We start from the raw sequence: 23,602 nt of genomic DNA on the forward strand, positions 1-23,602 counted from the left end.
AATTTGAAAGGGATGTATAAAATTATATGAATGAAACGATATCATCAAATAAGTTTTTTTATTTGATTTTACTTAGTCTAGTGTTAATAACGACAGTGAATGTTATTTTGCGCTGGGAGGAAGCTTATTTTTTCATTTATTTAGCGCTCCATTTGCTAGGGATTTTATGTATAAGTGGTGGAGTCGTTACTGAAAAAAAGAATGAAGAAAGCGTTAACTATATGTGTGTGATCGGTCTTGTTTTACTTTTAGCTGTACAGGGTATTATGAAATATAGTTCTTTCTCTTTACAAGATTTTAGTTTATTAATAGATGTACTTCCTTAAAGAGGCTTTTTATTTTATCTAAAAAGCAAGTAGGGTACGTGTTGGTTTGTAAGTGTACGGATTGTGAACCGAAGAAAGTGTTTAAAGATAGGTAAAACTCTTCTTATGTAGAAGAGTTTTTTTATGTAAATAAAAAGATCCAGAGCAATTCACATAATAAGCTTGTTCTAATTTAGCGTGTACGAACTTACAATAATAATAGACAGGCAGCATAGAGGAGGGAATAGCGTGAAGAAGGTTATCGGTTGGTCGCTTTTTTTGTACGTTGGATTTGCGTTACTTATATATTGGTATTTATTTGGATGGAATCATGAACTTATTCCGGACATGTATAAGGGAACGAGTGCAGATCCAGAAACGTTTATGAGTACGAGAGAGCTTACGCTAAGCCAAGATTATTCGCGCGTGAAAAATTTACTATACTTTTTAGCGACGCCTCTTGAATGGATTATTTTATTATTTGTACTTGTGCTAGGTATTTCAAGAAAGTTTGAGAAATGGTCGAAGGAAACGACTAAAATAAGTGTTTTGCAAGTTGCGATTTATTTCTTTTATTTATCATTATTGACAACAGTGCTTGCCTTACCGATGCAATGGATTGGCCGGAAAGTGTCCGTTGATTACGGCATTTCAACACAAAGTACACAAAGCTGGATAAAAGATCATGTTATCGGTTTTTGGGAAAGTTATGCGACTATGTTAATCGTAGTTACCGTTCTATTATGGCTTATCCGTAAATTTCCGAAGAGATGGTGGCTCGCAGGATGGGCGCTCTCTGTTCCATTTACAATCTTTTTAACATTCATACAGCCTGTCGTTATTGATCCACTGTATAACGAATTCTCGACGCTGAAAAATAAAGAATTAGAAACGAAAATTTTAGCGATAGCAGACAAAGCGGACATTCCTGCTAAACACGTATATGAAGTAAATATGTCAGAAAAAACGAATGCATTAAATGCTTACGTAACAGGAATTGGCCCTAACGCCCGTATTGTAATGTGGGATACAACACTTAAGCAGTTAAAAGATAAAGAGATTTTATTTATAATGGCCCATGAAATGGGGCATTATGTTATGAAACATATATATTTTGGCGTTGCAAGTTATGTATTGCTATCGTTTATAGGTATGTTTTTAATTAGTCGTATTATAAATATGTGTATTCGCAAATGGGGAGATACATTGCAAATTTCAAAAGTAGCATGTTTCTCCATGTTACCTTTATTTTTCTTAATTTCTTCTGTCCTCTCTTTTGCAGCACAACCAGCAACAAACTACGTTTCACGTATAGAAGAAAGAGCGGCAGATCAATATGCTTTAAATATGACGAAGGATGGGAAATCTGGTGTGAAAACTTTTCAATATTTATCAAAAACAAGTTTAAGCCAAGTAAATCCGCCTGCGTTAGTAAAATTTTTCTTATACACGCACCCACCAATTTTTGAAAGAATTCATACGTTTGAACAATATGAGAAACAAAGCAAAAAGGAGTAGCATGATAGCTACTTCTTTTTTTATAGAGATATAAGTTTCATATTGGGAATATTTATCATTGCTTTTTATTACGATTTTGTAAATAATAAGCTATAAAATTCTAAAAATCTATATATAAAGGAATAAAGGTGGAAAAATGTATTTTTTACAAAATTTAAAAGTGAAATATAAATTATTAGCGCTTATTTCATTAGCAGTTTTAGGTATGGTAATTATGAGCAGTGTAGCAATTAATTCTATTAATAAGATTAAGCACGATACAGAGGTTGTAGTAGATGATTATCAATATTCTGCAATTTTATTAGAAGGAATGCTTCGTACACAAAATTCATTAGAATATAACTTACTAGAATTAATTACGGCATCACAAAATGAAGTGGCAAATAAAGAGGGGATAATTGATAATATTGAAAAGGATCTTAAAAAATATGATTCTTTATTAAAAGAATATGATGATGGTTTTAATTTAAGTAAGCAAGAGGATGAACTATTTCAGAAGATGAAGAAATCTTTGCCAAGTTATAAAGATACATATAAAAAATTATTTGAAAAGGCGAAGGCAACAAATGAGCCACAAATGGTAAATGAATTTCAGAAAGAATTAAAACCGAAGGGAATAGAGTTAGCTGGTTATGCAGTGGATCTAGAATCGTATGTTTCAAATTTAGCTGACCAAGTATTTAAAGATTCTCAAAAAATGATTGATCGTTCCGTTATTACCTTTATCATTCTTGTAGTAGTTACTACAATCGTTATATGTATAGTAAGTTATATTATTAGCAAGCTCATAGTTGCTCCTTTACAAACGGTTAGTCGTATGATGGAAAGAGCGAAAGAAGGAGATTTAACCGTACATGGTGATTATACTGCTAAGGATGAATTAGGTGTATTAGTAAGTAATTTTAACGAGATGATTGCAGGGCTAAGAACAAATATGCAAGAAGTAGAGAATAATATTCAGCTTTTATTCCAACATGCAGACGGAGTAGTATCTGCATCAGAAGTATCTAGTAGTGCAGCGAAGAAAATCACTATGGATATTGAAGAAGTTGCAAATGGTGCAGAGAGTCAAATGCAAGCAATGGAACAAACTGCGGGTGCGATGGAAGAGTTGACGCAAGGAATGCAGAGTATAGTCAATACATCATCCTCTGTAAATGAATTATCTGCTCAATCAGCATTAGATGCAGAGAGTGGTAACAAATTAATGAAACAAATGATTCAACAGATGGATACAATCCAAAATTCGGTACATAGCGGTGTGAAACAAGTAGAGACTATGAAAGAACAATCAGAAGAAATTGTTAAAATCATTGATGTTATGCAAGGTATTACCTCCCAGATTAACTTATTAGCATTAAACGCCGCAATTGAGGCTGCACGTGCTGGTGAAAGTGGTAGAGGATTTGCAATTGTGGCAGATGAAGTGCGGAAATTAGCAGAACAATCTAGTGATTCTGCAAAACAAATTGAGAATCTTATTACTCAAGTTATGGGAACAACGAACCATACGGTACATATGATGGGGAAAGTAGATAATGAGGTACAGGCAGGTACACAAGTAGTAATGCATACAGAAAAAGTATTTGGAACAATTACAGAAAAAGTACAGCAAGTATCTGAGCAAATTCAAACGGTATCTATGTCTACAGATGAAATTGCAGCGAGTAGTGAGGAAATCTCGGCTTCTGCAGAAGACATGGCTCAAATTTCCCAAAGATCATCTGACCGAACTGATAGGGTAAAAGAGTCTATTCAACAGCAAGAAAAATCTGTTCAAGAGATTTCGGTTTCAATTGAACATATGCATAACGCAGCAGGAGAATTAAAACAAATAGTTGCCCAATTTACTCTTCAAAAGTAGTAGCATATTTGAGTGTTAATAAATATAAAAAAATCATCCTCTTTTAAGAAAAAAGGATGATTTTTTTATCCCGTTATTTGCTGGGCAGTAAGACCCCCACCTCAAAATTCAGCGAAAGCGAGTTATCAGTGAAGGGGGATGCTACCTCTGAAATATAAACCATGAATATAGTAATCTCCATTAGGCATCTCCTTTAGGTGCCAATAAAGGGAAGTTATAAAGTGAAAAGGAGTTTATAAAGAGATTGTAGAATGTTTTAGTATATAACAACCTTAGATGTGACAACTTCCTTTTTGAAAAAGAAAGAAGGGGGTATAAAGCAGAAAGGTAGTGGGAATATTTCTTCTAGAAGATTTGCATTTTATCTTACATTCACAAAAAAAATAGTACTCCTGAAACAATGAAGTTCATTTTATTTGAATGAAATAGGGAGAGAGGATAATGAAGAAAAAAATATTGGGTGTAATGATGATTGCGACAATGGCAGGAGGTATATTTGCAGGGGCGAATGTGACACCTGTAAAAGCGGAAGAGTATCCACAAATGATTGTGTTTGAAGATGTTCCATACGGATTTTGGGCATATGATGCTATTATGGATTTAGCGTATCATAAAATTATATTAGGGTATGGAAACGGGAAGTATGGTGTTGGCGATCTTATAACACGTGAACAAGTAGCTGGGACTATTTACAGAACACTTGAGATAAAAGAAGAAGGGCCAGTAGCGAATCCATATAAAGATGTTTCTGATAGTACAACCACTTTTAAAAAGGAAATTTTAGCGTTAACAAAACGTGGTGTTTTTACAGGGGATGACCAAGGGAATTTTAGGCCGAAAGCACCAATCTCTAGAGCGGAAATGGCTGTCATTTTAAAACGAGCATTTAATTTTGAAACGAAACAAAAACATACATTTAAAGATATTCCAAAAGGTCACTGGGCAGAAGATGCAATTAGTGCGTTACAATCTAATAATGTTGTGAGAGGAACTGGGAATGGCATGTATGAATTAAATCGCCCTGTACCTAGAGAACAATATGCTCAGTTTATTAATAATGCGATTATTAATTATCATTTGAAAGAGGATTGGAAGTAGAGTGAAATATGAAAGCACAAATAGAAAAATTTGTGCTTTTTTGTTTGTTTAAAAAAGAATTATTATTCGTATTTATGTATTTTTATGATTATAAACAATCTTTATAATCAACCCGATGAAAAAGACATGATGTGTAATATGATTCACAAAACCGTCACGAAATGTGTCGGAAAATATATTGTCACTATACCATTTATTCTGTATATTTTTAAAAAAACATATACATATTGGGGAGATAATTTGATGAGCAAAAAATTATTAAAAACAGCTACAGCATTAACAATTATGGGTGGGGTGTTATTCTCAGCAGAGAGTAATAGTGTAAAAGCGGAAAGTGCACCGTTGCAAAAAGCAAATACAATTGTATTTAAAGATGTACCAAAAGGACATTGGGCATATGAGGCAATTCATGAATTAGCGGAACAAGAAATAATTTTGGGATATGGCGATGGAATATTCGGTTTTGGGGATAATGTAACACGTGAGCAAGTTGCAGCTTTAATTTACCGTGTGTTTGATATGGAAGAACAAGATGAATATGAAAACCCATATGGAGATATCGATGAAAATTCAACAAGCTTTATCGAGGAGATATTGGCTCTAACGGAAATCGGAATTTTCCAGGGAGACGAGAATGGAAACTTTAGACCGAAGGCGACGTTAACGCGTGCGGAAATGGCACAAGTTCTTACGAATGCTTTTGACCTACAGGCAAAGGGATCTCATAACTTTAATGATGTTTCAGCAAATTCATGGGCAACGAATGCAATTAGTGCAGTACAAACAAATGGTATTACAATGGGAATCGGAGAAGGTAAATTCGGTCCGTCCATGAAGGTAACGAGAGAACAATACGCACAGTTTTTACATAGAGCAATATTGCATGATATGGAACAAGGGCAGTAATAAAGTTTAACTAGTCAAAGTGAAATTCAAAAATAATACAAAAAGGTCGTTGTTGTATAACAGCGGCCTTTTTTGTATGAAATAAAGCGCGAAAGAATGGCGTTTTGAAAAAAAACGAAATGAATTTTCAAAAAAAACTTCCTTTTCTGAAGATTTGTTATATAATATAAAACATGAAATCAAATCTGTTATAAAACAGTTTAAGAAGGGGATGCTAATATGTCGACGCAAACTTCACGGGTTACACTCGTTGGAGAAATGTTACCAGCGTACAGCGAAATATTGACACCTGAGGTGCTTAGTTTTTTGAAGGAACTACATGAGAATTTTAATGAGCGCCGCATAGAACTTTTACAAAAACGTGTAGAAAAACAAAAGAGAATTGATGCAGGGGAGTTTCCGAAGTTTCTAGAAGAAACAAAACACATACGTGAAGCGGATTGGACAATTGCCAAGCTGCCAAAAGACTTAGAGGATCGCCGTGTAGAGATTACTGGACCGGTAGATAGAAAGATGGTCATTAACGCTTTAAATTCAGGAGCGCATCTTTTTATGGCGGATTTTGAAGATTCGAATTCACCAACTTGGGAAAATGCAGTGGAAGGCCAAATCAATTTACGAGATGCAGTAAAGGGAACGATTTCACATGAAAATGATAAAGGGAAAGAATATAGATTAAATGAGAAAACAGCTGTACTCATTGTACGTCCAAGAGGATGGCATTTAGAGGAAAAGCATATGCAAGTTGATGGGAAAAATATGTCGGGTAGCTTAGTAGACTTCGGCTTGTACTTTTTCCATAATGCGAAAGCTCTTTTAGCAAAAGGGAGCGGCCCATACTTTTACTTACCGAAAATGGAAAGTTATTTAGAAGCGAGATTATGGAATGATGTATTCGTATTTGCTCAAAAATATATCGGCATTCCAAATGGAACGATTAAAGCAACTGTGTTACTGGAAACGATTCACGCTTCGTTTGAAATGGATGAAATTTTGTATGAGCTAAAAGATCATTCTGCTGGCTTAAACTGCGGAAGATGGGATTATATTTTTAGCTTTTTAAAGAGTTTCCGTAATCATAATAAATTCTTACTACCAGATAGAGCACAAGTCACGATGACGACGCCATTTATGCGTTCGTATTCTTTGAAAGTAATTCAAACATGTCACCGCCGTAATGCACCAGCAATTGGAGGAATGGCGGCACAAATTCCGATTAAAAATAATCCAGAAGCAAATGAAGCAGCTTTTGAAAAAGTGCGTGCTGATAAGGAACGCGAAGCTTTAGACGGTCATGACGGGACTTGGGTTGCCCACCCTGGACTTGTACCGGTTGCAATGGAAGTGTTTAATCACATTATGAAAACACCAAATCAAATTTTTAGAAGACGTGAAGAAATATGTGTAACAGAAAACGATTTACTAGAGGTACCGGTGGGAACGATTACAGAAGAGGGCCTTCGCATGAATATTAGCGTAGGTATTCAATATATTGCATCTTGGTTAAGCGGACGGGGAGCAGCACCCATTTATAACTTAATGGAAGATGCGGCAACAGCTGAAATTTCAAGAGCACAAGTATGGCAATGGATTCGTCATGAAGGTGGAAAACTAAATGATGGTCGTAATATTACGCTTGAATTAATGGAAGAATTAAAAGAAGAAGAATTAGCAAAAATAGAAAGAGAGATTGGTAAGGAAGCCTTTAAGAAAGGGAGATTCCAAGAGGCGACAACGTTGTTTACAAATCTCGTTCGAAATGATGAATTCGTACCATTTTTAACATTACCGGGTTATGAAATTTTATAAAAAATGAAAAGGGGATGGAACAAATGAAAAACGAAAGAATCGAGAAGTTACAAGAAAGCTGGGAATTAGATGAGCGTTGGAAAGGGATCACACGTCCATATTCGGCAGAAGATGTAATTCGCCTGCGCGGGTCAATTGATATTGAACATACGTTAGCGCGTCGTGGTGCTGAGAAGCTTTGGACATCGCTTCATACAGAAGACTATATTAACGCACTTGGCGCATTAACAGGAAACCAAGCGATGCAACAAGTAAAAGCTGGGTTAAAAGCGATTTACTTAAGTGGTTGGCAAGTAGCAGCTGATGCAAACCTTTCTGGGCATATGTATCCAGACCAAAGTTTATATCCAGCGAACAGCGTACCTGCTGTAGTAAAACGAATTAATCAAACGCTTCAACGTGCGGATCAAATTCAGCATATGGAAGGAAGCGATGATACAGACTATTTCGTACCGATTGTAGCAGATGCTGAAGCTGGATTTGGTGGGCAATTAAATGTATTCGAACTGATGAAAGGTATGATTGAAGCAGGTGCATCAGGTGTGCATTTTGAAGATCAATTATCTTCAGAGAAAAAATGTGGCCATTTAGGCGGAAAAGTACTACTACCAACGCAAACAGCAGTACGCAATTTAATTTCTGCACGCCTTGCAGCAGATGTAATGGGAGTGCCGACAATTATCGTTGCAAGAACAGATGCGGATGCAGCTGATTTAATTACGAGCGATATTGATCCTGTTGATAAAGCATTTATTACAGGAGAAAGAACACCAGAAGGATTTTACCGTACGAATGCAGGTCTTGATCAAGCAATTGCGCGCGGTTTAGCGTATGCACCGTACGCAGACCTCGTTTGGTGTGAAACGTCAGAACCAAATTTAGAAGATGCAAAACGATTTGCGGACGCAATTCATAAGGAGCATCCAGGGAAGCTACTTGCATATAACTGCTCACCTTCATTCAACTGGAAACAAAAACTAGATGAAAAAACAATTGCAAGCTTCCAAAAGGAAATCGCATCTTACGGTTACAAGTTCCAATTCGTAACACTTGCTGGATTCCATTCATTAAATTACGGTATGTTTGAACTAGCACGTGGCTATAAAGAGCGCGGCATGGCAGCATACTCTGAACTACAACAAGCAGAATTCGCAGCTGAAAAACATGGCTACTCTGCAACACGTCATCAACGCGAAGTAGGAACAGGTTACTTTGATGAAGTGGCACAAGTGATTACAGGCGGAACTTCATCAACGACAGCGTTAAAAGGATCTACGGAAGAAGCACAGTTTACGAAATAAAAGGAAGGGGCACCTTTTTGAAAGGTGCCCCTTGTTATTTTCTAAACGATTCGAAAAGAGAGATTGAGTTTTCGGCAAAAAACGATACTAACTTTTCTTTATTACTAAATCAACTCCACTCAGCCCTATGATCACGAATAAACTTCATATCTTTCTCATAATGCTCTAGATGTCCTTCATCGATCATTCTTTGGAAATTCAAGTCGCCTTCTTGAGCTTTTCGTTTCATATATGTACATAACCCTTCTAATCGAAGCAACACCATTCCTAAGTAATCTTCATCCATATTTTTATCATAGGACTGAACGAACAAATTCACTCTCTCTTTAATACGATCTGCATGTTGCGATGAGTCATAATGAACGGCTTCACCGGATTCAGTATAATACACTCTACTTAAAGGCACACAAGTATAGAGTGTATAAGCGATATCCCATAGTCTTGGACCAGGAGCAGCAACATCGAAATCAATAATCCCTACTGGCTTCTTATTATTAAAAATAATGTTATATATGGCAAAATCATTGTGACATAAAACCTCAATGTTATTTGGAGTACGATCCATCGGTTTCCAATCAGCTAATAACGGAAAATCACTTACAGCATCATGGTAAAGGCGGAGCATCTTTGCTATTTCTTTTAATACATCATTAGATCGCATATATTCTTTTAAAGGATAATTGCCAGCTTCTCCTTCAATAAAGGATAAAATCTCTCTATCCTTTTCATCTACACCTAAAAACTTTGGAGCATAATGAAATCCTTTGTTTTCTAAATGTTGCAATAGCTTATGAATCTTTTCACTGTCTGGCTTTAACTCTCGCCGAACAGTATTTTCAGAACGATATACGCTTGAGACGTTTCCCCCTGTTAGCCTTTCTTCTTTAGCGTAGTTTGACATGTGAAAATTCCCCCTGTGATTAAAAAATCCAATTCCAAATAGTGAATAGACCAACAACGGCAGAAAAGAGAAGGGAAGCAAGCAATGCTAGACAGCCAAAAGGAACTAGCTTATCTTTCCATGTTTCTTTATACTCATAAATTAACTCCTCTGCTACTTTCTTCTGCACTAAAGATAAAGGTTGATCTTTATACAAACCTTTTATATGGTTAGAATCGCCTTTAAACTTTAAAGCACGTGCAATATGATGAGGACTATTTCCCATTGATTTTTCAAATAATAAACATGATTCATGCATAATACCTGTTTTATGCTCTTCTAGATACCAGTAACGTCCAGCCATTTCTGGATATTGTAATTTATAATAAATATCTCCGAGTTGTTTTCGAAGATGTAATTCATTTGGGTATGTAAATATGAGGCCATGCAATCTATCTCTTGCTTTTCCAAGATTATTATTTTCAATATCCTCTTCAATTCTTTTTAATGTTTTTTTAGGAATTTTATTGGTCATAAACTCCTCCTTATTTAGAATAGAGATAATTATATTTTATAAGAAATACTAAAAATTAGAAATTCTATTTTCGAAAAAGATTGTACATTTTATTTTAATGTGCTATGATGATGTCAGTTGAATAGTTAAATTAAGCAATCCATATGTTATCAAGTGCTGAAAACGAACGAGAAAAAGTATGTGAGAACTAGTTTATGTTTCGTATTTGATAATGTGTGGATTCTTTTTTTAGACAGGAAGACTAAAAAATTTAAAATTTGTATTTTCTTAGGAGGAAATAATTATGGCAGTAACAGGACAAGTAAAATGGTTTAACAACGAAAAAGGTTTCGGTTTCATCGAAGTTCCAGGCGAAAACGACGTATTCGTACACTTCTCAGCAATCGAAACTGACGGTTTCAAATCTTTAGAAGAAGGTCAAAAAGTTAGCTTCGAAATCGAAGACGGTAACCGTGGACCTCAAGCTAAAAACGTAATCAAACTATAATTTTATAGTTGATGATGGAAAAAAGGATGGCTAATGCCATCCTTTTTTTGTTGTGGAGAAAGTTTTTTTAGAGCCTGTTTTTATATCTAAATCTCTTTTTCGATGTTACAACTGGTAAAAAATTATCTGGAATGCGTATTAGTTTCTGTAGAAGAATTAGTTCAGCAAGAGCATTTGCTGCGTATGATAGTAAATAACTATAAATTTGTATTCTCTGTTGAAATGGGGAAATCTTTTCCAGATAGACCTTGAGTAACATCTTTTTTGTTAGCGTTGTTGTTGGAATTTTGTACGTTTTGAGATGATGTTTCTAACAGTTGTTCTTGTTCCTTACTAGGGGTATTCAGAGCATCTGAGGGAATGCTATTAACCTGCTGATTTAATGGATTTTCTTTATCCATAGTATACAACTCCTTTTTAGAATTCGATAAAAAGCAATGTAATTATAAATAGCTACTTATATATATTTTGTTTTTGAATGACATTATATACAAAACTTATATTGCAAAGTTAACTAATTAACGAATTGTTAGTGATGGATAAAGATGTACAAATTTGAATTTTTTAATAAAAATTAAAAGCGGGTAACAAGTACAAATACTCTTTCTCATGTTTTATATAAGGATCATATTACAAATCAAAAAAGATGTAGAGAACCTTAGAAGAAAATATAGTTGTTTTTTTAGGGTGAAGAAGAATAAATAAAATGATACTACAAATGTAAAAAGGCATTCCATAAAGGAAGGCCTTTTATTGTTCTTGCCCTGATTTTTTCTTCTCACGTTCTTTACATTCTGGACATTTTGATTTACGAAACGGTTTGGAAAAGAATAGCAGAATGAAAAATAAACCGAATATAATACTAGCTGAGTTTTTCACGATAATGACGCTACTATTTTTCATTTGAATCGATGGTTGGATCTCTTTTTCTTCCATAGTGGCCCTCCATATATTGGATTTACATTTTAATTATAGCAAAGTTAGTTGTTGTAATGATGTGAAATGAGGAATGGATAATAAATATTTATAGGTAGTATAAATGCTGTTTTTATAACTTTAAAATTAATTAATTTCTATATTTTGATTTTATTGTTTAACAAATGTTTGATAAATGATAAAAAATTGTAAAAAAGCGGAACTTGTAAGCTATTTCCTTTTCATAGATGCTAAAATTATATATGCAGCTGCTAATATAAATGGAAAAAAGGAGATAATGGAGTATGGAAAGTAAAGTGGAACGCTATGTCGAAAATTATGTTGTAACGAAAAATACGATGGCCTTACTTCCTGTTATTCTAAGTGAAAAGAAAATTGTTACGCGAGTCGTTGAAATGAATGATTCTTTTTTCGTATTTCAAAAACCTCTAGATATTATAGAAAGAAGTTGCCGCAAGCATGGCTCTAGTTTCTTAGGCAGAAAAGAAGGAACGAAAGAGTTAACTCATATTACACATAAAGCACCGATTGCGATTAGTCCAGCAGATCAACTTTATTTTTTCCCTACCTATTCTTACTCTAGAAAAGAGTGCGCTTGGTTGTCTCATTTTTATATTGAAAGTAATAAAGAATTAGAAGATGGAAATCTTATTATTAGATTTATAAATGGCTTTGCTGTGAAATTAGAAATATCAAAAACTAGTTTTGAAAATCAACAAAATCGTACAGCGAAATTACGTACTGAATATGAAGATCGTAGGAAAAAACAAGGGAATCCTTGTTTTAAAGAGGTCGATAAAAAAGAGGAATCAACATTAAGACCCGCTTATGAGAAGGTGTATTTTGTGAAGGAAGGCGAAGTGTGAAAGGATGGGGGAATCCCCATTCTTTTTTTGTTTGTCAGTCAGTCTTTGTAGATAAGGCGATATATTAGAAAAAACGAGTTGTAATTGATATATTTAGAAAATCACCAGTATAATTTCATTTACCGATAAAAACCGAAAAACAATCTAAATAACAAAATGAAAGACACGTCCTGTCGAATATTGATAGATTATCATAGCTAAATAATGAAGGAATTCTTATGAAAGATATGGAAACTTTAATAAATACATCTCCGTATGTCGTATCTACCATTTCCTCTTTCATATAAGCAATGATACAGTAGGGATAGTATTTAGAGTAAAGGGGTAAAGTGTAGAATGGATTTTCAGACAATCAAAGAGTATTTTTCACCAGAAAATATGGATCATATTGTTGAGAGTTATAAAGCGTTCGGACCACTTCTTGGTATTGGTTTACCGATGATAGAGGCGTTGATTCCAGCATTACCGCTTATTGTATTTGTACTGGCGAATGCTGTTGCATTTGGCTTTTGGCTCGGTTTTCTTTATTCATGGCTTGGATCAGTAATGGGTGCATTACTTGTCTTTTTCATCATCCGCCATTTTGGTCGCAGTCGTTTCTTTTCGTTTGTAAATAAGCATGAGAGAGTACGAAAAGCAATGGGGTGGGTTGAAAGGAAAGGATTCGCACCGATTTTTGTTATATTTTGTTTTCCGTTTACACCGTCAGCGCTAATAAATGTTGTCGCTGGTTTATCCCGAATTAGTGTAAAACAGTTTGGTCTAGCGTTAGCATTCGGAAAACTTGTGATGATTTTTATTTTAACGTATATCGGTCATGATTTAATGTCATTTATTCATAATCCAGTGAAATCAGTTATTGTAGCGATTGGTATTTTTATTTTATGGTATGTCGGTAAGAAAATCGAAGTAAAGTTAGAACTACATTAAGAATAGTCTTCTTTGTAAAGGAAAGCTTCAGTATTAAAGGATAAGGGGAGAAGCAGATGAAGAAAACTTTGAAAAAAGAAGGCATAGAGTGGATACGAACAATTTTAATTGGTGTATTATTAGCTGTATTTTTTCGAACGTTTTTCTTTTCAACGTATGTTGTAGAGGGGAAGTCAATGATGCCGACATTGCAAGATGGCAATATGCTAGTTGTAAATAAGGTGAGTTATCAAGTTGGGGACTTGAACAGATTTGACGTTGTGGTATTTCATGCGAATAAAAAAGAGGACTATGTAAAGCGGGTTATCGGTTTACCTGGAGATCATATTGAATATAAGCAGGATAAGTTATATATAAACGGTCAATTTATTGATGAGCCGTATTTAGAGAAGTATAAGAAAGAGATAAATGGAAGGCAACTAACAGGCGACTTTACATTAGAAGAGTTAACGAAAGAAAAGCTGGTGCCACCCGGGTTTATTTTTGTAGTAGGTGATAACCGGCTCGGGAGCTGGGATAGTAGACACTTTGGCTTTGTAAAAGCTGATACAGTTGTCGGTAAAGTTGATTTGCGATATTGGCCAATTCAAGAGGTGCAAACGAATTTTTCAAAAGGTTGATATAATGAAGTAGAAGTATAGAAAAGACAAACAACTCAGTTTGTCTTTTTTCGTGTACTATAATACAATTATAGTAGCAAACTAACGTTCGTTATGTAAGTGAAAGGTGGGGTTACATGTCACTTCGATTTGTGATTGGTAGAGCGGGAAGTGGAAAAAGTACACTTTGTTTACGCGAAGTGCAAGAAGAGTTAAAACAACGCCCGAGAGGGAAAACAATATTATATCTTGTGCCAGAACAGATGACATTCCAGACGCAGCAGGCGTTAATTGGAAGTGAGGATGTAAGAGGTTCTATTCGGGCACAAGTTTTTAGTTTTTCACGATTAGCGTGGAAGGTACTACAAGAAGTTGGCGGAGCGAGTCGTCTTCATATTGATGAAGCGGGTGTACATATGTTACTCCGTAAAATTGTAGAGTCTCGTAAAGATGGATTATCGGTGTTCCAAAAAGCAGCGGAGCAAAACGGTTTCTTTGAACATCTTGGCAGTATGATTGCAGAGTTTAAACGTTACAATGTAACGCCATCTAACGTATATGAAATGTGGCAACAATTGGATGCGCATAGTAGCAGTGCCGAACAAAAGTTACTAGCGAATAAAGTGTATGATTTACAGTTACTATACGATGATTTTGAACGTGCTTTAATTGGAAAATATTTAGATTCAGAAGACTACCTACAATTGCTAGTGGAAAAGCTTCCGCAGTCTGAATATGTAAATGGTGCGGAAATTTATATAGATGGATTTCATTCACTCTCCCCGCAAGAGTTAGAGATTGTAAGACAGCTTATGATTTGCGGAGCGAGAGTTACGATCACGTTAACGATAGATGAAAAAACGTTAGCACAGCCAGTAAATGAACTCGATTTATTTTATGAAACGACGTTAACGTATGAAAAAATCAAACAAGTAGCGCGTGAAGAGAAAATAGAAATTGAAAAAACAATTCCACTTATGGAACAGCCGCGTTTTCATTCTCCCGCATTAGCGCATTTAGAAGCTCATTATGAAGCGCGTCCGAATGAAAAATTTAACGGTGAAGCGAGTGTAACGATTAGCACAGCTGCGAATTTACGAGCGGAGGTAGAAGGTGTTGCTCGTGAAATTCGTAAACTTGTTGCGAATGAAAAATATCGTTACCGAGATATTGCAGTGCTTCTTCGTAATGGGGAAAGTTATTACGATGTGATGCGCACGTTATTTACAGATTACAATATCCCGCACTTCATCGATGAAAAGCGCCCGATGTCACACCACCCATTAGTAGAATGTATTCGTTCTGCACTCGAGATTATTAGTGGGAATTGGCGTTATGATGCGGTGTTCCGCTGCGTGAAAACAGAGCTTTTATATCCATTAGACGTAAGAAAAGAAACGATGCGTGAAGAAATGGATGAATTTGAAAATTACTGTTTAGCGTACGGTGTACAAGGAAAGAGGTGGACTTCAGAGGATCCATGGATGTATCGCCGTTATCGTTCTCTTGATGATACGAACGGGATGATTACAGACAGTGAACGTGAAATGGAAGAGAAAATAAATAGGTTACGTGACGTTGTAAGAACACCTGTTATTCGCATGCAAAAAAGGTTAAAGCGTGCAGGAACAGTTATGCAAATGTGTGAAGCAGTTTACTTATTTCTAGAAGAGCTGGATGTTCCGAAAAAACTAGAAGAATTACGTATACGTGCAGAAGAAAGTGGAGATTTCTTATTTGCGACAGATCATGAACAAGTATGGGAAGAAGTAATGAGCCTTCTTGATACGTTTGTAGAGATGCTTGGTGAAGAGAAAATGTCTCTTTCTATGTTTACGGACGTTATGTCGACAGGTCTTGAGGCACTTCAATTTGCTAACATTCCGCCGTCATTAGACCAAGTGTTAATTGCTAATATTGATCACTCCAGGTTATCTGACGTGAAAGCAACGTTTATTATAGGTGTAAATGAGGGTGTTATTCCAGCAGCACCTATGGACGAAGGTATGCTTTCTGATGAAGAAAGAGAAGTTCTTGGTGCAGCAGGGATTGAATTAGCGCCAACGACGAGACAAACTTTGTTAAAAGAACAGTTCGTTATGTATCAAATGGTAACGAGAGCATCTGAGAAGTTATATATTTCATGCCCGCTTGCAGATGAAGAAGGAAAGACGTTACTTGCGTCTAGCTTTATTAAGAAAATAAAAAGAATGTTCCCTAATGTGAAAGATTCATTTATTACCAATGACGTAAACGATTTATCACGTTCAGAACAAATTTCATACGTAGCAACGCCAGAAGTAACGTTATCTTACGTTATGCAGCAACTACAAACGTGGAAGCGATACGGATTTGAAGGGAATTTAGACTTTTGGTGGGACGTATATAATTTCTACGTAACTTCAGATGAATGGAGACAAAAAAGTAGCCGCGTCTTATCAAGTTTATTCTATCGAAATCGTGCGAAGAAACTAAGTACAGCAGTAAGTAGAGATTTATACGGAGATATAATTAAAGGAAGCGTCTCTCGTATGGAACTATTTAACCGTTGTGCATACGCTCATTTTGCGCAGCACGGTTTATCGCTTAGAGAGCGTGATATTTTCAAGCTTGATGCGCCGGACATCGGCGAATTATTCCATGCGGCATTAAAGAAAATTGCGGACAAGCTATTGCGTGAAAACCGTACTTGGGCGGATTTATCCATAAAAGAGTGTGAGCATCTTTCTGTTTTAGTAATAGAAGAAATCGCACCGTTATTACAACGACAAATTTTATTAAGTTCAAACCGTCATTTCTATTTAAAACAAAAACTACAACAAATCATTTTCCGTACGTCAATCATTCTTCGTGAACATGCGAAGTCAAGCGGATTCGTACCAGTTGATTTAGAAGTGCCGTTCGGTATGGGTGGTACAGGATCACTTCCGCCGATGGAATTCTCATTACCAAATGGTGTGAAGATGGAAGTTGTCGGCCGTATTGACCGTGTTGATAAGGCAGAAGATGAAAACGGGACGTTCTTACGTATTATTGATTATAAATCAAGTTCAAAAGCGTTAGATTTAACGGAAGTGTATTACGGATTAGCACTTCAAATGTTAACGTATTTAGATGTTGTTACTTCGAATGCGCAGACGTGGATGAAAAAAGGTCACGCAGCATCACCAGCTGGTGTATTGTATTTCCATATTCATAACCCAATCGTTGAGATGAAAGGTGACGCATCTGAAGCTGAAATTGAAAAAGAAATTTTAAAGAAATTTAAAATGAAAGGACTCGTATTAGGAGATGCTGACGTTGTTCGTTTAATGGATAACAAACTTTCAACAGGAAGTTCAGATATTATTTCTGCTGGCCTGAAAAAAGACGGTAGCTTTAGTGCGCGTTCAAGTATTGCAAGTGAGCAAGAGTTTAACGTACTGCAAAAATATGTACACCATACGTTTGAAAATATCGGAAAAGATATTACAGAAGGTGTTATCGATATTGCTCCTTATAAAATGGGAAATAAAGCAGCATGTACGTTCTGTAACTTCAAATCTGTTTGTCAATTTGATGAGTCACTTGAAGATAATCAGTTCCGATCGTTAAAAGATATGAAAGATAGCGAAGCGATGGAGAAAATAAGAGAGGAGGTTGGCGGAGAATGATAGAAAATTGGCCTGAAAAACCAGAAGGTAGTCAATGGACAGATGACCAGTGGAAAGCTGTTGTAGCGAATGGACGTGATATTTTAGTTGCGGCTGCAGCTGGGTCAGGGAAAACAGCAGTATTAGTTGAACGTATTATTAAAAAGATTATTAATGAAGAGAATCCAGTCGATGTCGACCGCCTGCTCGTTGTAACATTTACGAATGCAGCGGCGCAAGAGATGAAAAACCGAATCGGGGAAGCGTTAGAAAAGGTATTAATTGATGAACCAGGCTCTCAACACGTAAGAAAGCAGCTGAGCCTATTAAATAAAGCTTCCATTTCAACAATTCACTCATTCTGTTTACAAGTAATTAGAGGATATTACTACATGCTTGATGTTGATCCTCGTTTCCGTATTGCGAATCAAACAGAAAATGAATTGTTAAAAGAAGAAGTGCTAGATGACATATTAGAAGAAGAGTACGGAATCGAAGATAATACAATCTTCTTTGAACTTGTTGATCGTTATACGAGTGACCGTAGTGATGATGACTTACAACGTATGATTTTAGCGCTTCATACAGAGTCAAGAGCGCATCCAAATCCGGAAAAATGGCTTGATAAATTAGTAGAAGCATATGACGTAGAAGGAAAGACAATTGAAGATTTAGTATATGCTTCTTATTTATTAGAAGATGTGAAATTCCAGCTTGAAACAGCGGAACAGCATATTCGTAAGGCAACTGAACTCGCAATGCTTCCTGACGGTCCAGCGCCTCGCATTGAAACCCTGCAAGCAGATCTAGCTTTACTTGGAACGCTATCATCAGCTGCTCATGAGTCGTGGACAAGTTTGTATGAAGCGATGCAAAATGTATCGTGGCAAACGTTAAAGCGTATTAAGAAAAGTGATTACAATGAAGATGTTGTAAAACAAGTAGACTCTCTTCGTAATAAAGCGAAAGATGAAGTGAAGAAATTACAAGAAGAGTTATTTAGCCGAAAACCTGAAAGTTTCTTACGAGATTTTCAAGATATGCACCCAGTATTAGAAAAGCTTGTTCAACTTGTAAAAGTATTTATAGAGCGTTTCCAAGCGATGAAGCGAGATAAAGGAATGGTCGATTTCACAGATTTAGAGCATTTCTGTTTACAAATTTTAAGTGAACAAAGTGAAAATGGTGAAATGAATCCGTCAGCAGTGGCGCTCCAATATCGTAATAAATTTGCTGAAGTATTAGTCGATGAATATCAAGATACGAACTTTGTACAGGAATCTATTATTAAATTCGTAACGAAAGATTCTGAGAGTGAAGGAAACTTGTTCATGGTTGGTGACGTAAAGCAGTCGATTTATCGTTTCCGACTAGCCGAACCAGGACTATTCCTAGGAAAATATAAACGCTTCACACAAGAAGGATTGGGCGGTGGAATGAAGATCGACTTAGCGAAAAACTTCCGTAGTCGTCATGAAGTGTTAGCAGGTACGAACTTTATCTTCAAACAAATTATGGGTGAAGAAGTCGGAGAAATCGACTACGATGCAGACGCTGAATTAAAGTTAGGTGCTACCTATCCAGAAGGTGAAGATGTAGCGGCAGAACTACTGTGCATTCAGCAAACGGAAGAAGAAGTAATAGACGGAGAAGAAGGTGCAGAAGTCGAAAAAGCACAGCTTGAAGCTCGTCTTATGGCGCAGCGCATTAAAGCGATGGTTGATTCAGGTTATGAAGTGTATGACCGTAAAAATGATAGTATGCGCCCAGTACAATACCGCGACTTCGTTATTTTACTTCGCTCCATGCCGTGGGCCCCGCAAATTATGGAAGAGTTAAAATTACAAGGAATTCCAGTGTACGCTGACCTTGCGACTGGTTACTTTGAAGCGACAGAAGTAAATATTATGATGAACGTATTCCGCGTTATTGATAATCCGATGCAAGATATTCCGCTTGCAGCTGTACTTCGTTCTCCAATCGTTGGATTGAGCGATGAAGAACTTGCGACGCTTCGTGCTCATGGAAAGAAAGGCTCGTTTTATGAAGTAATGAGCTCATTCTTAAAAGGGGCACCACTTGAAGAGGAGCAAGAACTTCATGATAAATTAGAGTGGTTTTATAACTTACTGCAAGGATGGCGTGAATTTGCACGTCAACAATCACTTTCTGATTTAATTTGGAAAGTGTACGGTGAGACAGGTTATTACGACTTCGTTGGCGGTTTACCAGCTGGAAAGCAAAGGCAGGCAAACTTACGCGTACTATATGACCGCGCAAGACAATACGAAGCAACATCATTTAGAGGATTATTCCGCTTCTTACGTTTTATTGAACGTATTTTAGAACGCGGTGATGACATGGGTACGGCGAGGGCCCTCGGTGAACAAGAAGACGTTGTTCGCATTATGACGATTCATAAAAGTAAAGGGTTAGAGTTCCCGGTTGTATTTGTAGCTGGACTCGGTCGTCGTTTTAATACACAAGACTTAATGAAACGTTTCTTATTGCATAAAGATTTCGGTTTCGGTTCGCAATTTATCGATCCGCGTAAACGAATTAAATATACAACATTATCACAGCTTGCGATTAAGCGTAAAATGAAAATGGAATTAATTGCGGAAGAAATGCGCGTACTATACGTAGCGTTGACGCGCGCGAAAGAGAAGTTAATTTTAATCGGAACAGTTAAGGATGCAAATAAGGAAATGGAAAAATGGCTTGATGCGAGGGAACATAGTGAATGGTTATTACCAGATCACATACGTGCCGGGGCGTCTTGTTATTTAGACTGGATTGCACCTTCATTATATAGACACCGTGATAGTGAAATGCTTCTTGAATTAGGACAAGGAAGTATTCCAGATGAAATTTACGGGTATGACACTAGCTGGAAAGTAGAAGTTGTGGACGGTAATACGCTACTTGCACCAGAGCCAGTTCAAGAAGAGAAACAAGAATTGTTAGAAGCGCTTCGTGAGAAAAAGGCTGTGCCGTTAGAAAGTGAACGAAAAGATGAAGTGTACGACAGATTAATGTGGAAGTACGGATATGAGGAAGCAACATCTCACCGTGCGAAGCAATCTGTTACAGAAATAAAGAGAAATTATCAATCAGAAGATGGTAGTGATAACGCCTTTATTAAAAAACTACGTGCACCAATTAAAACACGTCCGCGCTTTATGGAGAAAAAAGGGTTAACGTACGCAGAGCGCGGAACAGCAGTCCATGCCGTTATGCAGCATGTTGATTTGAAGAAGCCGATTACGGTTGAAGTTCTTCAAGAGCAAATTGCTGGAATGGTAAATAAGGAATTATTAACATTCGAGCAGGCGGAAGAAATAGCGATTGAAAAAGTAATTTCATTCTTTGACAGTGACTTAGGTAAAAGGGTATTAGCGGCGAAAAGTGTTGAGCGTGAAGTTCCATTTACGATGATGCTTGCAGCAGAAGAAGCATATCAAGATTGGCAAGGGAATAGCGGGGAATCGATTCTTGTCCAAGGGGTTATCGACTGCATGATTGAAGAGGAAGATGGCATTACGTTAATCGACTTCAAAACAGATACGATTGAAGGGAAATTTCCAGGCGGATTCGAACAAGCGAAACCAATTTTAGAAGATCGATATAAAGTGCAGCTTTCGTTATATGCAAAAGCACTGGAGAAAAGCTTACAACATCCTGTAAAAGAGAAATGTTTATACTTCTTTGATGGGAATCACGTTGTAAATATTGAAGAATAGAGGGGCTTGAAAATGGTAACGGAAAAAACGTTAAGAACTTGTGAACAGGGACACGAGTACTATAAAAGTAGCGATTGTCCAACTTGCCCAGTCTGTGAGAAAGAGAGAAAACCAAAAGAAGGTTTTCTCTCTCTTCTTTCAGCGCCAGCAAGAAGGGCATTAGAACACCATGGAATTCAAACTGTAGAAGAACTCTCAAAATATAGTGAAAAAGAAATATTAAAACTGCATGGTATGGGACATGCGTCTTTGCCGAAGCTTAGGAGGGCTTTGGAGGAGAGCGGGTTATCATTTAAATAAAATGAAATAGTGCCTCTTCACTACTTACTTGTTTATACCACTATTTGTGGACAGTAAAGTTCTTGCTTATTAAAATTTTATTTTAATAATTTTGAATTAGATAAAAGAAAAAAGTAGGAGAATATCTCCTACTTTTTTTACGCTGTTCCAATCTGATCTTGATCTGCCACATCAGAATCAAATGTATTCGTTGCACTAACACCGTTAAACGTATTCACGACAAACCCAACATTGGAAGCTCCAGATCCGTTATAGGCTTTCGTGTTTTCTTTCGGAGATACGTTATAAAAATCTCCTAAGTTGAAAGAGCCGTTACTGTTTTGCACGACGAGATTTCCTACAACCGAAGGCATACCATCCACCTACTTTACTAAGCTTTTTAATTACTATATGAATTATTGTGCGGAAGGTTCATCCGTAATATATTGGCGGATTTGTATAATACGAGAGTTATTAAAACCATAATCAACATTTCCAATTTGAAAGCAACCAGAATTTAAAAGTGTGCGTAATTCAACGTTATTAACTTCAATAAAAGGGCATTCATTTACAATGTTTAATTTTACATCTGTCGTTCGTTTTGGAATTGTAATGTGTTCATCTGTAAAGATTTCAAAAGCATCAAAGCGACCTTCTCCCCGTATATAAAAAGGAATTTCACGGTGGACGGCAATAGCTCTACTTTTTAATTCCATTTGGTTTGCATCTCCAACTTGAAATACAGCAGCAATCCCTAAAGAAATAATAGAAACATTTTGGACAATAGACACATGATGCAACATAATTTCTCAGTCTCCTTAACCTGGAGTAGGAGGGACATCTGTTACTAATGGTACAAATGGACCCTCTGTAACTGTTTCAAATGGTGTATCGAGAATAGAAGATAGAATGAGGAGATTTGCATCTCCAATTAAAAAGAGTGCGGACGACGATACACCGTTCATTTTAATCTGTCCGACTTTTAACTCACGGTTTACAACGTTAAGGTTCATACATACTTACTCCTTTCGGAAATTTCCCGGTATGTGCTGAATAAAGGAGAGAAAGGCTTTGTCAATATCTTGTTTCATTGCCTGAATAATGATATCTCGTAAATAATCTGGATCTGTTGAAATACCTTCATATGATTGCGCTTGTGATAAATAATAAGGGAGTCGATGCTCCATCTGTTTTTTTATGTCATCCACCATCATTTGTCGATACATTTCATCAAGCGGTGTTCGCTCTTCTTGTTCAAAATGGAGAATACGATTATATGCTTCTTCATCTAAGTATCGATGCATTTCTTGGAGGATACCTTGATAAAAGTCTGGGTTTGTTTCAGTTTCAGGGTTTACCTTCAATGTTTCTGTATCCACTTGAAAATCTTCAATTTGTTGTCCTTTTGCTGAAAATGGGTTTAAACCAATATTTAAAGTACCATTTAAATTTTCGACTTTTAATTGATCGAATTTGTATTCCACTTTTCCTACAGAAGAGGAGGGGCGATTTTTTAATTCGTTAAGCTCTTCTTGGAGTTGGCGCACTTGATCTTCTAAATTCAGGATGGCTGCTTGTTGTGTTTGAAGAGCTTGTTGAAGTTGGTGTAAGTAAGTATATATATCTTGATTCATTTGTGAAACCTCCTTTTCAATAGGGAGGGTAAAAATATTCCTGCTATATATTTATGACAAGGATGTCTTAAGAAGAACTAGTTGATGGTTTGATAGAAATAATTTGTCCTTTCGCCTGTAATGGGCGAAGCGGCTCCGTAAATCCGCCCGTATTTGAAAATTTAGATAGGGCTTTAATACTTCCGGCAGTACCAATTTGGAACACAGAAGAGGTTGTAATGCTATCAATTTTAATACTGTTGATGATGATACTTTGGTTTACATAAAAATTCAATGCAAT

23 protein-coding genes and 1 pseudogene are annotated in these 23,602 nt (G+C 36.3%); 15 read left to right on the top strand and 9 right to left on the bottom strand.

Annotation, left to right across the window (positions count from 1 at the left end):
• The first annotated feature begins 26 nt into the window (after positions 1-26).
• The 8 genes and pseudogenes from QO049_RS14990 (at position 27) to aceA (ending at position 8,801) form a co-directional block, all read left to right on the top strand.
• Positions 27-326 carry a DUF2101 family protein gene (locus tag QO049_RS14990; protein WP_098283237.1) on the top strand — a complete coding sequence of 100 codons (300 nt, stop codon included), beginning with the start codon at positions 27-29 and terminating at the stop codon, positions 324-326.
• A gap of 228 nt (positions 327-554) precedes the next feature.
• A complete protein-coding gene (locus QO049_RS14995; protein WP_246962291.1) occupies positions 555-1,823 on the top strand; it encodes a M48 family metallopeptidase in 1,269 nt (422 codons plus the stop codon).
• 136 nt (positions 1,824-1,959) lie between these two features.
• A pseudogene (locus tag QO049_RS30945) lies at positions 1,960-2,739 on the top strand (MCP four helix bundle domain-containing protein); the annotation flags it as partial.
• 156 nt (positions 2,740-2,895) lie between these two features.
• A complete protein-coding gene (locus tag QO049_RS30950; protein ID WP_423774752.1) occupies positions 2,896-3,687 on the top strand; it encodes a methyl-accepting chemotaxis protein in 792 nt (263 codons plus the stop codon).
• A gap of 441 nt (positions 3,688-4,128) precedes the next feature.
• Entirely contained in the window at positions 4,129-4,785 is a 657-nt protein-coding gene (locus QO049_RS15005; RefSeq protein WP_246962295.1) for an S-layer homology domain-containing protein, read from the top strand.
• 138 nt (positions 4,786-4,923) lie between these two features.
• Positions 4,924-5,691 (top strand): S-layer homology domain-containing protein, encoded by a 768-nt coding sequence (locus QO049_RS15010; protein WP_114159535.1) that lies wholly within the window; start codon positions 4,924-4,926, stop codon positions 5,689-5,691.
• Positions 5,692-5,910: 219 nt separating this feature from the next.
• Positions 5,911-7,500 carry a malate synthase A gene (aceB, locus tag QO049_RS15015; RefSeq protein ID WP_118414194.1) on the top strand — a complete coding sequence of 530 codons (1,590 nt, stop codon included), beginning with the start codon at positions 5,911-5,913 and terminating at the stop codon, positions 7,498-7,500.
• Positions 7,501-7,523: 23 nt separating this feature from the next.
• Positions 7,524-8,801, top strand: coding sequence for an isocitrate lyase (aceA, locus tag QO049_RS15020; RefSeq protein WP_000787346.1), 1,278 nt, complete (start codon positions 7,524-7,526; stop codon positions 8,799-8,801).
• A 109-nt stretch (positions 8,802-8,910) separates the two neighbouring features.
• On the opposite strand, the gene QO049_RS15025 is transcribed toward aceA, so the two are convergent.
• Together QO049_RS15025 and QO049_RS15030 are read right to left on the bottom strand one after the other, a co-directional pair.
• Positions 8,911-9,702, bottom strand: a complete 792-nt coding sequence (locus QO049_RS15025) for a phosphotransferase (RefSeq protein ID WP_246962299.1) — start codon at positions 9,700-9,702, stop codon at positions 8,911-8,913.
• A 19-nt stretch (positions 9,703-9,721) separates the two neighbouring features.
• Complete coding sequence (locus QO049_RS15030; RefSeq protein WP_058839340.1) at positions 9,722-10,216, bottom strand: DUF6584 family protein; 495 nt, start codon at positions 10,214-10,216, stop codon at positions 9,722-9,724.
• Between the two features lie 283 nt (positions 10,217-10,499).
• On the opposite strand from QO049_RS15030, the gene cspA reads away from it, so the two are divergent.
• On the top strand, positions 10,500-10,703 hold the full coding sequence (gene cspA, locus QO049_RS15035) for an RNA chaperone/antiterminator CspA (protein WP_000301518.1): 204 nt from the start codon (positions 10,500-10,502) through the stop codon (positions 10,701-10,703).
• Between the two features lie 197 nt (positions 10,704-10,900).
• Here cspA and QO049_RS15040 read toward each other — a convergent pair whose 3' ends face one another.
• Both QO049_RS15040 and QO049_RS15045 read right to left on the bottom strand, forming a co-directional pair.
• Positions 10,901-11,104 carry a hypothetical protein gene (locus QO049_RS15040; RefSeq protein ID WP_000356922.1) on the bottom strand — a complete coding sequence of 68 codons (204 nt, stop codon included), beginning with the start codon at positions 11,102-11,104 and terminating at the stop codon, positions 10,901-10,903.
• Between the two features lie 349 nt (positions 11,105-11,453).
• Positions 11,454-11,639, bottom strand: coding sequence for a hypothetical protein (locus QO049_RS15045; protein ID WP_025967005.1), 186 nt, complete (start codon positions 11,637-11,639; stop codon positions 11,454-11,456).
• Between the two features lie 284 nt (positions 11,640-11,923).
• Between QO049_RS15045 and QO049_RS15050 the strand changes: the two genes are divergently transcribed.
• The 6 genes from QO049_RS15050 to QO049_RS15075 all read left to right on the top strand — a co-directional run bounded on the left by QO049_RS15050 (position 11,924) and on the right by QO049_RS15075 (position 21,709).
• On the top strand, positions 11,924-12,505 hold the full coding sequence (locus QO049_RS15050; protein WP_000444439.1) for a competence protein ComK: 582 nt from the start codon (positions 11,924-11,926) through the stop codon (positions 12,503-12,505).
• Between the two features lie 336 nt (positions 12,506-12,841).
• A complete protein-coding gene (locus QO049_RS15055) occupies positions 12,842-13,435 on the top strand; it encodes a TVP38/TMEM64 family protein (RefSeq protein WP_000347518.1) in 594 nt (197 codons plus the stop codon).
• Between the two features lie 56 nt (positions 13,436-13,491).
• Complete coding sequence (gene lepB / locus QO049_RS15060; protein WP_000751910.1) at positions 13,492-14,055, top strand: signal peptidase I; 564 nt, start codon at positions 13,492-13,494, stop codon at positions 14,053-14,055.
• A gap of 116 nt (positions 14,056-14,171) precedes the next feature.
• The gene (gene addB / locus QO049_RS15065; protein ID WP_284489317.1) at positions 14,172-17,687 is read left to right on the top strand and encodes a helicase-exonuclease AddAB subunit AddB; all 3,516 of its coding nucleotides are present in this window, start codon (positions 14,172-14,174) and stop codon (positions 17,685-17,687) included.
• Positions 17,684-21,409, top strand: a complete 3,726-nt coding sequence (gene addA, locus QO049_RS15070) for a helicase-exonuclease AddAB subunit AddA (protein WP_246962301.1) — start codon at positions 17,684-17,686, stop codon at positions 21,407-21,409. The genes addB and addA overlap by 4 nt, the downstream gene beginning before the upstream one ends.
• 12 nt (positions 21,410-21,421) lie before the next feature.
• On the top strand, positions 21,422-21,709 hold the full coding sequence (locus tag QO049_RS15075; protein WP_000255725.1) for an RNA polymerase alpha subunit C-terminal domain-containing protein: 288 nt from the start codon (positions 21,422-21,424) through the stop codon (positions 21,707-21,709).
• 137 nt (positions 21,710-21,846) lie between these two features.
• Here QO049_RS15075 and gerPF read toward each other — a convergent pair whose 3' ends face one another.
• From gerPF to gerPB, 5 genes are all read right to left on the bottom strand, one after another.
• Positions 21,847-22,062 carry a spore germination protein GerPF gene (gerPF, locus tag QO049_RS15080; RefSeq protein WP_001141566.1) on the bottom strand — a complete coding sequence of 72 codons (216 nt, stop codon included), beginning with the start codon at positions 22,060-22,062 and terminating at the stop codon, positions 21,847-21,849.
• Positions 22,063-22,104: 42 nt separating this feature from the next.
• Positions 22,105-22,491: a spore germination protein GerPE gene (locus QO049_RS15085; RefSeq protein ID WP_000902319.1), complete on the bottom strand. Its 387-nt coding sequence runs from the start codon at positions 22,489-22,491 to the stop codon at positions 22,105-22,107.
• Between the two features lie 15 nt (positions 22,492-22,506).
• A complete protein-coding gene (gene gerPD / locus QO049_RS15090; protein WP_001052807.1) occupies positions 22,507-22,701 on the bottom strand; it encodes a spore germination protein GerPD in 195 nt (64 codons plus the stop codon).
• Between the two features lie 6 nt (positions 22,702-22,707).
• On the bottom strand, positions 22,708-23,322 hold the full coding sequence (gerPC, locus tag QO049_RS15095; protein ID WP_001070760.1) for a spore germination protein GerPC: 615 nt from the start codon (positions 23,320-23,322) through the stop codon (positions 22,708-22,710).
• A gap of 67 nt (positions 23,323-23,389) precedes the next feature.
• Entirely contained in the window at positions 23,390-23,596 is a 207-nt protein-coding gene (gene gerPB, locus QO049_RS15100; RefSeq protein WP_001012508.1) for a spore germination protein GerPB, read from the bottom strand.
• Between the last annotated feature and the right edge of the window lie 6 nt (positions 23,597-23,602).

The organism is Bacillus sp. RB3 (assembly GCF_030164735.1).
Taxonomy (GTDB): domain Bacteria; phylum Bacillota; class Bacilli; order Bacillales; family Bacillaceae_G; genus Bacillus_A; species Bacillus_A cereus.

Excerpts from the sequence above, each read along its gene's own strand:
- QO049_RS14990 (WP_098283237.1), top strand. The coding sequence starts at position 27 with ATGAATGAAACGATATCATCAAATAAGTTTTTTTATTTGATTTTACTT.
- QO049_RS30950 (WP_423774752.1), top strand. The coding sequence starts at position 2,896 with ATGCAAGCAATGGAACAAACTGCGGGTGCGATGGAAGAGTTGACGCAA.
- QO049_RS15005 (WP_246962295.1), top strand. The coding sequence starts at position 4,129 with ATGAAGAAAAAAATATTGGGTGTAATGATGATTGCGACAATGGCAGGA.
- QO049_RS15010 (WP_114159535.1), top strand. The coding sequence starts at position 4,924 with ATGATTCACAAAACCGTCACGAAATGTGTCGGAAAATATATTGTCACT.
- aceB (WP_118414194.1), top strand. The coding sequence starts at position 5,911 with ATGTCGACGCAAACTTCACGGGTTACACTCGTTGGAGAAATGTTACCA.
- aceA (WP_000787346.1), top strand. The coding sequence starts at position 7,524 with ATGAAAAACGAAAGAATCGAGAAGTTACAAGAAAGCTGGGAATTAGAT.
- QO049_RS15025 (WP_246962299.1), bottom strand. The coding sequence starts at position 9,702 with ATGTCAAACTACGCTAAAGAAGAAAGGCTAACAGGGGGAAACGTCTCA.
- QO049_RS15030 (WP_058839340.1), bottom strand. The coding sequence starts at position 10,216 with ATGACCAATAAAATTCCTAAAAAAACATTAAAAAGAATTGAAGAGGAT.
- cspA (WP_000301518.1), top strand. The coding sequence starts at position 10,500 with ATGGCAGTAACAGGACAAGTAAAATGGTTTAACAACGAAAAAGGTTTC.
- QO049_RS15040 (WP_000356922.1), bottom strand. The coding sequence starts at position 11,104 with ATGGATAAAGAAAATCCATTAAATCAGCAGGTTAATAGCATTCCCTCA.
- QO049_RS15045 (WP_025967005.1), bottom strand. The coding sequence starts at position 11,639 with ATGGAAGAAAAAGAGATCCAACCATCGATTCAAATGAAAAATAGTAGC.
- QO049_RS15050 (WP_000444439.1), top strand. The coding sequence starts at position 11,924 with ATGGAAAGTAAAGTGGAACGCTATGTCGAAAATTATGTTGTAACGAAA.
- QO049_RS15055 (WP_000347518.1), top strand. The coding sequence starts at position 12,842 with ATGGATTTTCAGACAATCAAAGAGTATTTTTCACCAGAAAATATGGAT.
- lepB (WP_000751910.1), top strand. The coding sequence starts at position 13,492 with ATGAAGAAAACTTTGAAAAAAGAAGGCATAGAGTGGATACGAACAATT.
- addB (WP_284489317.1), top strand. The coding sequence starts at position 14,172 with ATGTCACTTCGATTTGTGATTGGTAGAGCGGGAAGTGGAAAAAGTACA.
- addA (WP_246962301.1), top strand. The coding sequence starts at position 17,684 with ATGATAGAAAATTGGCCTGAAAAACCAGAAGGTAGTCAATGGACAGAT.
- QO049_RS15075 (WP_000255725.1), top strand. The coding sequence starts at position 21,422 with ATGGTAACGGAAAAAACGTTAAGAACTTGTGAACAGGGACACGAGTAC.
- gerPF (WP_001141566.1), bottom strand. The coding sequence starts at position 22,062 with ATGCCTTCGGTTGTAGGAAATCTCGTCGTGCAAAACAGTAACGGCTCT.
- QO049_RS15085 (WP_000902319.1), bottom strand. The coding sequence starts at position 22,491 with ATGTTGCATCATGTGTCTATTGTCCAAAATGTTTCTATTATTTCTTTA.
- gerPD (WP_001052807.1), bottom strand. The coding sequence starts at position 22,701 with ATGAACCTTAACGTTGTAAACCGTGAGTTAAAAGTCGGACAGATTAAA.
- gerPC (WP_001070760.1), bottom strand. The coding sequence starts at position 23,322 with ATGAATCAAGATATATATACTTACTTACACCAACTTCAACAAGCTCTT.